This window comes from Vibrio sp. 1159 (assembly GCF_033340395.1).
GTDB lineage: Bacteria > Pseudomonadota > Gammaproteobacteria > Enterobacterales > Vibrionaceae > Vibrio > Vibrio alginolyticus.
In genome coordinates this window covers 64,870-78,416 of record NZ_JAWOWL010000016.1, presented here as the reverse complement: position 1 = coordinate 78,416, position 13,547 = coordinate 64,870, and the positions used below count along the sequence as shown (strand labels likewise).

Genomic DNA, 13,547 nt, shown 5'->3' with positions numbered 1-13,547 from the left:
TTACGTGATCTACATCTAAAATTTCGCGAAAGTGAGGACTACTGGCTAAGCTAAAAGAAAACGATAAGGATGCCGATATGAAGTGGTTCTTTATTTTACTTAGCTTTTGCTGCTTTAGTGTGTTTGGTGGAGAAAACACCAGAGAAGATGAATTAAGTCACTTTGACACGCCGTTTCTCATCGGAGACTGGTATTTGATGAACCCAAACCCCGAAGAGTCGGCTGAAAACTTTCGTGCGATCAAACTCTCATTAGGTTCTGACTACAGCTTTTCTATTGATATTCAAAAGAAAGACTATTCCGTTGACCATTGGGAAGGGCTGTATAACGCAAATGAAGACACCATCGTTCTTGGTTTAAACACCGACGAGCCTCAAATTTATGCCTATCGCAACAACCATAATACGCTTGATCTTAATGGTGTAACGTTCACTAAAGGATTATCTAATTCACTTGCAGGTATTTGGTCTAGCTCTCACGTATCTGGCGACGGTCTTGTGGCCAACAACATTAATCAGATGGATTTGATACTTCAACCTGATTTCGTGTTCATGTTTAGGGTTTCGAACGAAGAAGGGGATGAGTCCATCAAACAAGGTGTGTTTTACACAGAAGATGAGTTTTTGGTTCTGCTGTATGAAAATGGCGAGCATGGAACCACGTATAAGCTCAACAAGAATGAGCTAACGATCGAAGATTCCAATGGTGATATGTACGCCGTACTCAATAGAGTTACGCCATGATGCCTTTAACATGCGCCAAATTACGCGTGCGTACGGTAAGTCATTAATGTTGTTTAAATGTTAATCAAAAAACGGAGCTAGAGCACTAAAAGCTCCGTTTTTTGATAGAAAGACTTGTATTCTGATACCACAACCCCTACAAATAGCTTATATAGTGATACCAGAACTGCATTTTTGATCATGCAGTCTGGTATTTTTGTTGTTCGACATACAAGGATTTATGCTCATGTCTCAAGCTCCCCAGGCCAAATATCGTAAAGATTATAAAGAGCCATCTCATGCGATTACTGATATCGATCTTACTTTTGATCTATATGACAATGACACAATCGTTACGGCGGTATCAAAAGTTGCTCAAAAAGGCGATACAACAACGCTAGAACTCGATGGCGAAGGGCTTGAGCTACGCGCTGTAAAAGTAAATGGTGAGGATTGGGCTCATCACGAGGTGAAGGAGTCATCGCTGGTACTGACCGATCTTCCATCCGAGTTTGAACTTGAAATCGTCACCAAAATTGATCCTGAAGCGAATACAGCACTCGAAGGTTTGTACAAATCAGGCGGCGCATTTTGTACTCAGTGTGAGGCTGAGGGCTTTCGCCGTATCACGTACTATCTAGACCGTCCGGATGTTCTAGCAAAATACACAACAAAAGTGATCGCAGATAAAGCTGCTTACCCATATTTGCTGGGCAATGGTAACCGAATTGCAGAAGGCGATGCAGAGAACGGTCGTCACTGGGTTCAATGGCAGGATCCGCATCCAAAACCAGCTTACTTGTTCGCCCTTGTTGCAGGCGACTTTGATGTATTGCGTGACAAATATACAACGATGTCAGGTCGCAGTGTTGATTTAGAAATCTTTGTTGATAAAGGTAACTTAGATCGTGCAGGTCATGCGATGACATCGCTGATCAACTCGATGAAGTGGGATGAGGAACGCTTTGGCCTGGAATACGATCTGGATATTTACATGATCGTTGCTGTTGATTTCTTCAACATGGGTGCAATGGAAAACAAAGGCTTGAACATTTTTAACTCAAAATATGTTCTGGCGAACGATCAAACTGCGACAGATCGTGATTATTTAGGCATCGAAGCTGTGATAGGTCATGAGTACTTCCACAACTGGACTGGCAACCGTGTCACTTGTCGTGATTGGTTCCAACTAAGTCTAAAAGAGGGCTTAACCGTATTCCGTGACCAAGAATTCTCTTCTGACTTAGGCTCTCGTGCTGATAACCGTATTGATAACGTACGTATTATTCGTGGTCCTCAATTTGCGGAAGATGCAAGCCCAATGTCTCACCCGATTCGTCCTGACAAAGTCATTGAGATGAATAACTTCTACACGCTAACGGTGTATGAAAAGGGCAGCGAAGTTATTCGCATGTACCATACACTCCTTGGCGAAGAGGGCTTCCAAAAAGGAATGAAACTTTATTTTGAACGTCACGATGGTACCGCCGCGACGTGTGAAGACTTTGTTTCTGCAATGGAAGATGCCACCGGTGTTGATTTAAAACAGTTCCGTTTGTGGTACAGCCAATCGGGTACACCAACGCTACGCGTAAATAGCGAATACAACGCTGATGCAAAAACTTACGCACTAACGGTAGAGCAATTTACGGAGCCGACGCAAGACCAAGCAGAAAAACAAGCGCTGCATATCCCGTTCGATATCGAGTTGTATGATTCGAAAGGTCAAGTTATCCCACTGATGAGTAACGGTGAATTTGTTCATAACGTGCTGGATATTAAACAAGATAAGCAAACGTTCGTATTTGAAAATGTCGAAGAACAGCCAGTGCCATCTTTGTTGCGTGAATTCTCGGCACCAGTCAAATTAGAATACGATTACAGCGATGACGAGTTAGTCTTCTTGATGAAGCACGCAACGAACGATTTTGCTCGATGGGACGCTAGCCAAATGCTATTGGCTAAATACATTCGTCAGAATGTGAAAAACGTTCAAGCGGGACAAGAAGTATCGCTTTCTGAAGGTGTGATAGATGCTTTCCGCGGTGTGCTGTTGGATGAAACGCTTGAGCCAGCTTTCATTGCTCAAGTTTTCTCTATGCCTTCAATCAATGAGATTACTGGTTGGTACCAGCAAATTGATATCGATGCCGTAGATAAAGTGCTAAACAGCATTACAGTGTCACTTTCTAAGGAATTAGAAGATGAGCTAAGTGCGACTTATCACACGCTTAAGCAAGCAGAGTATACGATCGACCATGCTGCTATTGGCAAGCGTGCTTTACGTAACCGTTGCCTTCAGTACCTAGCACATACGGAAAAAGGTAATGATTTAGTCAACGCGCAGTACGCATCTGCAAATAACATGACAGATACGATTGCTGCGATGAGTGCTGCAAATAACGCTCAGCTCGAGTGTCGTGAAGCACTTATGGCTGATTATAGCGATAAATGGAAGCACGATGGTTTGGTTATGGATAAGTGGTTTGCACTTCAAGGTAGCAATCCTGCAGAGGATGCTCTTGAAAAAGTAAAAGCAACCATGAACCACGAAGCATTTAGTTTGAAAAATCCGAACCGTACGCGCAGCTTAATTGGCTCGTTCTTAAGTGCGAACCCTGTACGTTTCCATGATACATCCGGCGTAGGTTACCAGTTTGCCGGTGAAATTCTTCGCCAACTAAATGATTCGAACCCACAAGTAGCTTCTCGAATGATTGATCCTTTGCTTAAGTTCCGTAAATACGATGAAGCTCGCCAAGCAATGATTCGTGCAGAACTTGAAAAGCTCAAAGCAATGGATAATCTTGCTAAAGATCTATTCGAAAAAGTGACTAAAGCACTGGACGAATAGTAAACAACACAATAGGGTGGTCATTAAGACCACCTTATTTGTTTATGTCACTTAGTTTTCACTTCATGAACTATTACTACTTCAATCTCAACATTTCATATCAAACGTTTTTATCTCATTATTCTGGTGCGGCAAGTGTTGTTCAAGTTGTCACACACAACGGTTTGCGTTTGCAGTTACCCGCTGCGAGATTTAGACCATTTCTTAGTCAATTGGGCGTTAGAGGCCAGTTTAGACTAACAACTGACCAAAATAATAAGTTTCTTAAGTTAGAAACTCTGTGATGTATTGTATTTGCAGAGAGTTAAATAGGAATCTTAGTCACAGAATCGGACATTTCACCTCTTACCACTACGATTAGTTGTTAAACATTTGTAATTATGCTTTTACAATGGGCACATGCATTACCTATGCTTAGTTTCTAAGGTAACAACCTAGCTACTAAGTCCCCCTACAAAACAACAATTCTAATGTGGAGTGTGAATATGACCGCGCGTGAAAATGTAGTGCCGGTTCTGCTTGAAAAGGTTTACCAACTGATTCAAGACAAACTCGAGCTTTCTCACCAAACGCTTGTAACTAAACTTGCTCAACACTTATTCAGTAACATTGCTGATGATGATCTAATTCAGCGAAACGAATCCGACCTTTATGGTGCTGTCGTTAGCCTTTGGCACCATATCAATGAAAAAAAACCAGAAGAGATTTCGGTTCGAGTATTTAACCCGACCGTAAGTCGTCAAGGCTGGCAATCCACACACACAATCGTAGAAATTGTTGTTCCAGATAGTCCATTCTTAGTGGACTCAGTCAAAATGGCTTTAGCGCGTTTGGATCTTGTTTGTCACCTAATGTTGAATAACCCAACACAGATTCAGCGTGATAAAAAAGGCCAAGTTACAGACGTAAACGGTGAGGGTGGTGTTCTTCAATCACTTTTCCACATAGAGGTAGACCGCCTTACTAGTAAAGACGAGATGCAAGCGCTTAAAGAAGAGCTGTTAAGAATTCTATCTGATACTCGCTTAGTCGTTGATGACTGGAAGCAGATGGTTGATAAGCTTAAGTTTGTTACTGATGAACTTGAGAAAAATAAAGATCGTGTTTCTATCCAAACTGATCGTATGGATGAAACGATCGCATTTCTTCGTTGGCTAGAAGATCATAACTTTACCTTTATGGGTTATAAAGATTATGACTTAAAAGAGGTCAATGGTGATACCGAACTTGTTCCTGCTAAAGAAAAAGGACTAGGTCTGTTTGCTGATGACAAGCGCGTGCGTAGCGTCAAGCTCTCTGAATTATCAGATTCAGCGCGATTAGAAGCGAAAAAACCATACGCTCTGATCATCACCAAAGGTAACAAAGCATCTCGTATCCACCGTCCGGCTTATACTGATTACATCGGTATTAAAAAGTTTGATGAAAACGGTAAAGTAATAGGTGAGCATCGCTTTACTGGTTTATATACCTCCGCCGTTTACAACCAAGCGGTACAAAGTATTCCTCTGATCCGTGAAAAAGTTGACCGTATCCTTGAAGCAAGTGGATACCGCCACGGATCATACTCATACAAAGCATTGCACAATATCTTAGAAAACTACCCACGCGACGAGTTGCTTCAAGCTAATGAAGAAGAGCTGCTTGAGGTGGGAATGGGTGTTGTACAAATGCAAGATCGTGACTTGCTGCGTTTGTTTGTTCGTAAAGACCCATTTGGTCGTTTCTTCAGTTGCATGGTTTATGTCACTAAAGATCGTTACAACACAGAATTGCGTCGTCAAACTCAACGCATTCTTAAGCAGTACTTTGGTTGCGAGCAAGAGGTTGAATTTACAACGTACTTCTCAGAAAGCCCACTAGCGAGAACACATTACATTGTTCGTGTAGACAATAACAACATTGACGTAGACGTGAAAAAGATCGAGCAAAATCTAATGGAAGTTTCTACCTCTTGGGATGACAGACTAAAAGAATCCATCATTGCTAACTTTGGTGAAAGTAAAGGCCTTCCTCTTTCAAAAGAATATATGAGTGCGTTCCCTCGCTCATACAAAGAGGACATGATGCCAGGTTCTGCGGTTGCAGATATCGAGCGCTTAGAAGCGTTAAGTGATGATAATAAACTTGGTATGTTGTTCTACCGACCTCAAGAAGAGGGAGCAGATTCCAAAGCTGTCCGCTTAAAGTTATATCATCGCGATGAACCAATTCACCTTTCTGACGTAATGCCGATGTTGGAAAACCTTGGTTTGCGTGTGATTGGCGAATCGCCATATGAGATCGAGAAAAACAACGGTCAGACCTTCTGGATCCTTGACTTCTCTATGCTGCATAAGAGCGAGAAAACCGTTGACCTTCGTGAAGCTCGTGATCGTTTCCAACAAGCATTTGCTGCCATTTGGGCGGGTAATCTTGAAAGTGATGGTTTCAACCGATTGTTATTAGGTGCGTCTTTATCTGGCCGTGAGATTTCCATTCTTCGCGCTTACGCACGATACATGCGCCAAGTCGGCTTCCCATTCAGTCAGCAGTACATCGAAGACACGCTAAGCCACTACCCAGACTTAGCGACAGGTCTAGTCAAGCTGTTCACCAAGCGATTTGATCCGAAACACAAAGGCAGCGACAAAGGCCAAAACGATCTAATTAAAAAGCTAACAGAGCAGTTGGATCGTGTAGAGAGCTTGGATGATGATCGTATTATTCGTCGTTATATCGAAATGATCATGGCGACGCTTCGTACCAACTACTACCAAGTAGACGAGAATAAGCAGCCTAAGCCTTGGTTATCTTTGAAAATGAAGCCAAGCGATATTCCTGAGATTCCGCAGCCTGTACCTGCATTCGAGATCTTTGTTTACGCACCAGATATTGAAGGTGTTCACCTTCGTGGTGGAAAAGTGGCTCGTGGTGGTTTGCGTTGGTCAGATCGTCAAGAAGACTTCCGTACGGAGATTCTTGGCTTAGTGAAAGCGCAACAGGTTAAGAACACTGTAATTGTACCAGTGGGTGCAAAAGGCGGCTTCGTTTGTAAACGCCAGCCATCTCTCACCAGTCGTGATGAAATTTTTGCGGAAGGTCAGCGTTGTTACAAACGCTTTATCCGTGCACTGCTTGATGTGTCAGATAACATCATTGAAGGAGAGGTGGTACCACCACAAAACGTTGTTCGTCACGATGAAGATGACCCATATCTAGTAGTGGCTGCCGATAAAGGCACAGCAACCTTCTCAGATTTGGCAAACTCTGTTTCTGCAGAATACAACTTCTGGCTAGGTGACGCATTCGCTTCAGGTGGTTCAAACGGTTACGATCACAAAGCAATGGGAATCACCGCAAAAGGTGGTTGGGAATCTGTTAAACGTCACTTCCGTGAAATGGGCATCAACTGTCAGACCACTGATTTTACTGCAATCGGTGTAGGTGATATGGCAGGTGACGTGTTCGGTAACGGTATGCTGTTATCGAAGCATATTCGATTGCAAGCTGCGTTTAACCACATGCACATCTTTATTGATCCAAATCCAGATTCAGCCAGCAGCTGGGAAGAGCGTAACCGCTTGTTTAATTTGCCAAGATCAAGCTGGGAAGATTACAACAAAGACTTGATCTCTCAAGGTGGTGGCATCTTCTCTCGTCGATCAAAATCGATCCAGTTGACGCCAGAAATTCAGAAAATGTTAGGTACGAAGAAAGCATCTTTAGCGCCTAACGATCTGATAAAGATGATCTTGAAAATGAAAGTCGATCTTCTTTGGAACGGTGGTATCGGCACTTACGTTAAATCATCGACAGAAACTCATACAGATGTTGGTGACCGTGCTAACGACATGCTGCGCATTGACGGCCGTGACTTAAGAGCCAAAGTGGTTGGCGAAGGTGGTAATTTGGGTATGACTCAGCTTGGTCGTATCGAATACGCACTAACTGGCGGTCGAGTGAACACGGACTTCGTTGATAACGTAGGTGGCGTTGACTGTTCGGATAATGAAGTCAACATCAAGATCTTCCTCAATGGACTGGTTTCAAATGGCGATCTTACGGTTAAGCAACGTAACCAAATTCTAGAGTCTATGGAAGACGAAGTGGGTGAAATTGTCTTGGATGATGCTTACCGTCAGTCGGAGTCGATCTCTGTTACTGAACAGCAAGGTGTTGGCATTGTTAAGGAGCAAATTCGATTCATCCACACTATGGAGAAAGCAGGGTACTTGGACCGTGCTCTCGAATACATTCCTGATGATGAAACGCTAATCGAGCGTGAAAAACAGGGACTAGGTCTGACTCGCCCTGAGCTATCAGTGTTAGTTGCCTACGGTAAAATGGTACTTAAACAGCAACTTGTTACGGATGAAATCGCAAATGATGAATTCCATGCAAAACAACTTGTTGAATATTTCCCAAGTGCGTTACGACGTAACTATAAAGATCAAATGGTTAATCACCCACTGCGAGCTGAAATTATCGCTACAGCATTGGCTAACCAGATGGTTAATGAAATGGGCTGTAACTTCGTTACTCGTTTGCAAGAAGAAACTGGTGCAAGTGTTGTCGATATTGCCAACGCTTACAGTGCGGCTAGAGAAATCTTTGATTTAGAAGAAATCCTCAAGCAAACTCGCAAACTTGATAACGTTGCGACAGCGCAAGCTCAATACGAAATTATGTTTTACGTGCGCCGAGCACTGCGTCGAATTGCACGCTGGTTGCTTCGTAACCGTAGCGGCAAATGCACGGTCGGTGAGTTGATTGCTATCTACAAGCAAGATGTCAATGTTATCACTGAAACCCTAGACACTATGTTAGTTGAGTCTGAAGTTGAAGAACACAATGAGTTGGCTCAAGGTTGGATAGAGAAAGGGGTTGAAGAGAAACTCGCTCACCAAGTTGCCCGCTTATCAAGCTTACAATCTGCACTGGATATTTCATCAGTAGCAAGTGAAACAGGTAAAACGGTTGAGCAAGCATCGAAACTCTACTTTAACTTGGGTGACCGTTTATCGTTGCATTGGTTCTTGAAGCAAATTAATAGCCAAGCCGTTGATAACAACTGGCAAGCACTTGCAAGAGCGGCATTCCGTGAAGATCTGGACTGGCAACAACGTCAACTTACCGCTCAGGTACTGACTTGTGGCTGCTCAACCGAAGAGCTTGACGTGATGGCTGCGTTAGAAGATTGGATTGAAACTAACGAGCAATCGTTGCACCGCTGGGAGAGTATCTTAAACGAGTTCAAAGTTGGCTCAGTACACGAATTTGCTAAGTTCTCTGTAGCACTTCGAGAGCTAGTACTTTTAAACCTCAACTGCTCATCGAAAGAGTAGTGGAATAATCAAGTCATAAGTAAAAGCCTCGTTATTTAACGGGGCTTTTTATTATCTATTATTCACATTTGGAACGAAAATAGTTACATTGTCACATTGAGTTGAAATTAAAACAGAGTGAAATCGATTGCTTTTAAGCGGTTAGTTACGATTTTTATCGCAGAAACTTGATTGTAATTGTTTGTTTTATATTTGAAAATCTTATAAAGATATAGGTTTTTACTTATTACGTTCATTTTCATTGAATTACGATGAAAAACGGTAAATAATATTGTCCCGTTTATACGGGGCTTTTTTCTTTCGGAGGCACAATGCTTTACCGTCTAGCCAGAACTGGCTTTTTCCAACTCGATGCCGAGAAGGCACATGATCTTGCAATCAAAAACTTCCAACGCTTTAACGGCACACCACTTGATCTCTTTTACCGCCAACAGTTACCAACTCGTCCAGTTGAGTGTATGGGTCTAACATTCCGTAACCCTGTTGGTCTTGCGGCTGGTTTAGATAAAAACGGCGAATGTATTGAAGCATTTGATGCCATGGGCTTTGGCTTTGTCGAAGTCGGCACTGTAACGCCACGACCACAACCAGGTAATGATAAACCACGCCTATTCCGTTTAGTGGAAGCAGAAGGGATCATCAACCGCATGGGCTTTAATAACCTAGGCGTTGATAATTTGATCGAGAATGTTAAACGAGCAAAATTCAATTGTGTTCTCGGAATTAATATCGGTAAAAATAAAGATACGCCAATTGAGAAAGGGGCAGAGGACTACCTGATTTGTATGGAAAAAGTGTATGAGTATGCTGGCTATATTGCAGTAAACATCTCATCGCCAAACACTCCAGGCCTTCGTTCACTTCAATATGGTGAAGCCCTTGATGAACTGCTTTCCGAATTAAAGGCGAAACAAGCGGAGTTATCAGAGAAGTACAACAAGTACGTCCCGTTAGCATTAAAGATTGCGCCAGATTTAAGTGACGATGAAATCTGCCAAATTTGCGATTCTTTATTGAAAAACAATATAGATGGTGTGATCGCGACTAACACAACTTTGGATCGCACGATCGTAGAAGGGATGAAACACGCCAATGAGGCAGGTGGCTTGAGTGGTCGCCCTGTGCAATCACGCTCTACGGAGGTCGTACGTAAGCTTCATGAAGAGCTTGGAGACAAACTTCCAATTATCGGTGTTGGTGGTGTAGATTCCTATGTTGCAGCCAAAGAAAAGATCATGGCAGGCGCTAAGCTTGTTCAAGTCTACACTGGCTTTATTTACCACGGCCCAGGTCTCGTACGTGATATTGTTAAGAATCTTTAACATATACATCAAAAACTACTGAAAAATCAGTACCTGTTACATAAAAAAGAGGACTTTGTTTCCTCTTTTTTTTTATCCGTTCGTTTGTAGAATTTAAAAATCACGAGTAGGTAATTAAGCGTCTTACCTCTTTACCACTGATTTAACTAGTCAAGAGAGAACGGAATAATGCTTAAACCCAGCGACAAATGGAATTGGTATTTTGACGAGCAAAAAGCTTGCTTAATGCTGGATCTGGGGGAGGAAATGATTTTCCAAACCAATCTATCCCGAAAATTGTTGGTTAACTGTGCCTTCTCAAACAGTGAATTTACCGTTGATGACGCCAGCGCATTTCAAACGTTTAATGAGCGCATTCGCTGTCTCGATATCAGTGAATATCGCCAAGCTGAATTAACACTGTATTGTGTTGCTGCAAAGCGTTTTCATAAACCTGTACAGCCTAAGAGCTGGTTCTTCGATGCACAGTCCTCTGATTATGAACCTCAAGAAGGGGACATGGTCTTTCTCACAAATCAATATTCTGATGGTATGTTCATCGTTCTAGAACCAGGCGAAACATCGAGCTTATGTGCTTATGTTAACCAAGAAGCCTTTGTTCTTGATGGCAATAAGGCGCTTCAATTTGGGCAGCCGATTAAAGTAATGCATGATCGCATGGCTTGTGCAAATCACCTCTTTGCAATGACCCCTATGGCAATGGTGGGTTAAAGCTGTTTAATTTTTCTTTATTTCGTTCCTTTGTTTGCCTTAATCGACCTTATTGGGTCGATTTTTTTTGTCCTTTCCTCTGACACTCCAATCCGAAAGACCATGAAACTGTTTGTTTTCTATGCATGCAAACATGAAGCTGGTCACTTTTATTTTACTTATTTCAATTTGATTACTCCTTTAATTAGGCAACCTAGCGCCTAAAACAACCCTATTTATTCCCCTATAAAGGGCATTTGTAAGTAATTTACATCAACCAATCACGACTGGTATATACCAAAATGCATGTAAATAAGTATTCACTTCTTCTAAAGGAAACAAAATACGTTCATGAATGAAAAACATTCAAACTAAAGATGTTGAAAGTTTTAGATCATTTGAGTGGTGATGATTTGAACTAACGGGTGGGAAAATACCTTTAAAAACGAGGCATTGATCGTAAAGTCAGGTATAATTGAAGCCATTTTTTATCAGCGAAAGAACACTATGAATCAATATCTCGCGGTAACTTCAAATGGCATGGAAAATTTGCTTGTTGAAGAACTGACTAAACTAGGCATTGAAAATGCGAAACCAGTACAGGCAGGCGTAAAATTTAAAGCGACAAACGAACAGGTTTATCGCTGTTGTTTGTGGAGCCGTTTAGCGTCTCGATTTGTACGTGTTTTATCTGAGTTCACGTGTAACAACGACATGGACTTGTATCTATCCACTTCCACTATTAACTGGGTTAACCAATTTCATAGCTCTAAACGCTTTGTTGTGGACTTTAACGGCACAAACCGTGAGATTAGAAATAGCCAATACGGAGCTATGAAGGTCAAAGATGGCATCGTAGATTGCTTTGAGAATAAAGGCTTGCCACGTCCTAATATCAGCAAAGAACGCCCAGATATTCGTATTCACGTTCGTTTGCATAAAGATAAAGCGTTGCTTGGGATAGACATGGTAGGTAGTGGTCTTCATCAGCGTGGTTATCGACCAGAATCGGGTCGTGCGCCATTACGTGAAACGCTTGCTTCTGCGATTATCATGCGTTGTGGCTGGGATGGGCATCAACCATTACTCGATCCAATGTGTGGTTCTGGCACTTTGCTTATTGAAGCGGCAATGATGGCAGCCAACATGGCACCTGGCGTTAAGCGCAAACAATGGGGCTTCGAAGTTTTGGAAGACTTTGAGCCGGAGACCTGGGCTGAGATTAAATCAGAGGCTAATGTTCAAGCTAGACGGGGTGTCAAGAAAGTTGACGCTAAGTTTTTTGGATTCGATAACGACCCCAAAGTATTAAAAGTCGCTCAAGAAAACGCCCGCAGAGCAGGTGTTGAAGAGTTGATTGAGTTTGCGCAAGGTGATGCTGCAACTATTACTCGTCCCGCAGGATTTGAACACGGTGTTATCGTTTCAAACCCACCTTACGGTGAGCGTCTAGGAACTGAGCCGGGGCTGATTGCGCTCTATACCGCATTCGGTGGACAGCTAAAATCTGAGTTTGGCGGATGTAAAGCATCTATCTTCTCTAGCTCGGACGAGCTCTTGAGTTGCCTTCGTATGCGCGCTGATAAACAGTTTAAATTGAACAACGGTGCGTTACCGTGTCACCAAAAGAACTACAGCATTGCCGAGCGCAGCGCTGATGAAGTTAAAGGTGCAGATACTAACGTTCAAATCGCACCAGACTTCTCAAACCGTTTGAAGAAAAACATTGGCAAGATTGGCAAGTGGGCTCGTAAAGAGAAACTAGACTGCTATCGTATCTACGATGCAGACCTTCCAGAATACAACGTAGCGATCGACGTGTACGGCGATCAAATTGTGATTCAAGAGTACGCAGCACCTAAGAACATCCCTGAAGAAAAAGCCAAGCGTCGTCTAACGGACATTATCCGTGCGACGATTCAGGTGACCGGTGTTGAAGCGAACAAAGTTGTACTGAAAGTTCGTGAGAAGCAGAAAGGTCGAAGCCAGTACCAAAAATTAGGTCAGGTATCAGAGACGCTCGAAGTAAACGAGTACGGTGTGAAGCTGATCGTGAACCTTCATGACTACCTAGACACAGGCCTGTTCTTGGATCATAAGATCACTCGTCGTCGTCTTGGCGAAATGGCACAGGGTAAAGATTTCCTTAACTTGTTTGCTTACACTGGTAGTGCAACGGTGCACGCTGCAGTTGGTGGTGCGCGTTCCACTACAACTGTCGATATGTCAAACACCTACTTGAACTGGGCGAAAGACAATATGCAGCTTAATGGCTGTGTAGGGCGCCAACATAAATATGAACAAGCGGACTGTTTGCAATGGCTAGAAAACGCAAAAGGTGAGTACGACTTGATCTTTATTGACCCACCTACGTTCTCTAACTCTAAGCGTATGGAAACATCATTCGATGTACAACGTGACCACATTAAGCTAATGAAGAACCTCAAACGTTTACTGAGAAGTGAAGGCACAATCGTATTTTCAAATAACAAACGTCACTTCAAGATGGATGAAGAATCACTCGCTGAATTGGGTTTGAAGGCTCAGAATATTTCTTCTCAAACGTTACCATTAGATTTTTCGCGTAATAAACAGATTCATAACTGTTGGCTAGTAACGCACGCGTAGTATA

Annotated in this window: 7 protein-coding genes; all 7 read left to right on the top strand. The window is 42.6% G+C overall.

Annotation, left to right across the window (positions count from 1 at the left end):
• Nucleotides 1-77: 77 nt before the first annotated feature.
• The 7 genes from R7127_RS14180 to rlmKL all read left to right on the top strand — a co-directional run bounded on the left by R7127_RS14180 (nucleotide 78) and on the right by rlmKL (nucleotide 13,543).
• A complete protein-coding gene (locus tag R7127_RS14180) occupies nucleotides 78-743 on the top strand; it encodes a hypothetical protein (RefSeq protein ID WP_005377438.1) in 666 nt (221 codons plus the stop codon).
• 226 nt (nucleotides 744-969) lie between these two features.
• On the top strand, nucleotides 970-3,576 hold the full coding sequence (pepN, locus tag R7127_RS14175; RefSeq protein ID WP_172563249.1) for an aminopeptidase N: 2,607 nt from the start codon (nucleotides 970-972) through the stop codon (nucleotides 3,574-3,576).
• 65 nt (nucleotides 3,577-3,641) lie between these two features.
• Complete coding sequence (locus R7127_RS14170; RefSeq protein ID WP_005377440.1) at nucleotides 3,642-3,860, top strand: DUF2835 domain-containing protein; 219 nt, start codon at nucleotides 3,642-3,644, stop codon at nucleotides 3,858-3,860.
• Between the two features lie 201 nt (nucleotides 3,861-4,061).
• Nucleotides 4,062-8,903 (top strand): NAD-glutamate dehydrogenase, encoded by a 4,842-nt coding sequence (locus R7127_RS14165; RefSeq protein ID WP_025766614.1) that lies wholly within the window; start codon nucleotides 4,062-4,064, stop codon nucleotides 8,901-8,903.
• A gap of 311 nt (nucleotides 8,904-9,214) precedes the next feature.
• On the top strand, nucleotides 9,215-10,225 hold the full coding sequence (pyrD, locus tag R7127_RS14160; protein WP_017634281.1) for a quinone-dependent dihydroorotate dehydrogenase: 1,011 nt from the start codon (nucleotides 9,215-9,217) through the stop codon (nucleotides 10,223-10,225).
• A gap of 168 nt (nucleotides 10,226-10,393) precedes the next feature.
• Nucleotides 10,394-10,936 (top strand): cell division protein ZapC, encoded by a 543-nt coding sequence (locus tag R7127_RS14155; RefSeq protein ID WP_005377444.1) that lies wholly within the window; start codon nucleotides 10,394-10,396, stop codon nucleotides 10,934-10,936.
• 486 nt (nucleotides 10,937-11,422) lie between these two features.
• Nucleotides 11,423-13,543, top strand: a complete 2,121-nt coding sequence (gene rlmKL, locus R7127_RS14150; protein ID WP_025766615.1) for a bifunctional 23S rRNA (guanine(2069)-N(7))-methyltransferase RlmK/23S rRNA (guanine(2445)-N(2))-methyltransferase RlmL — start codon at nucleotides 11,423-11,425, stop codon at nucleotides 13,541-13,543.
• Nucleotides 13,544-13,547 lie beyond the last annotated feature (4 nt).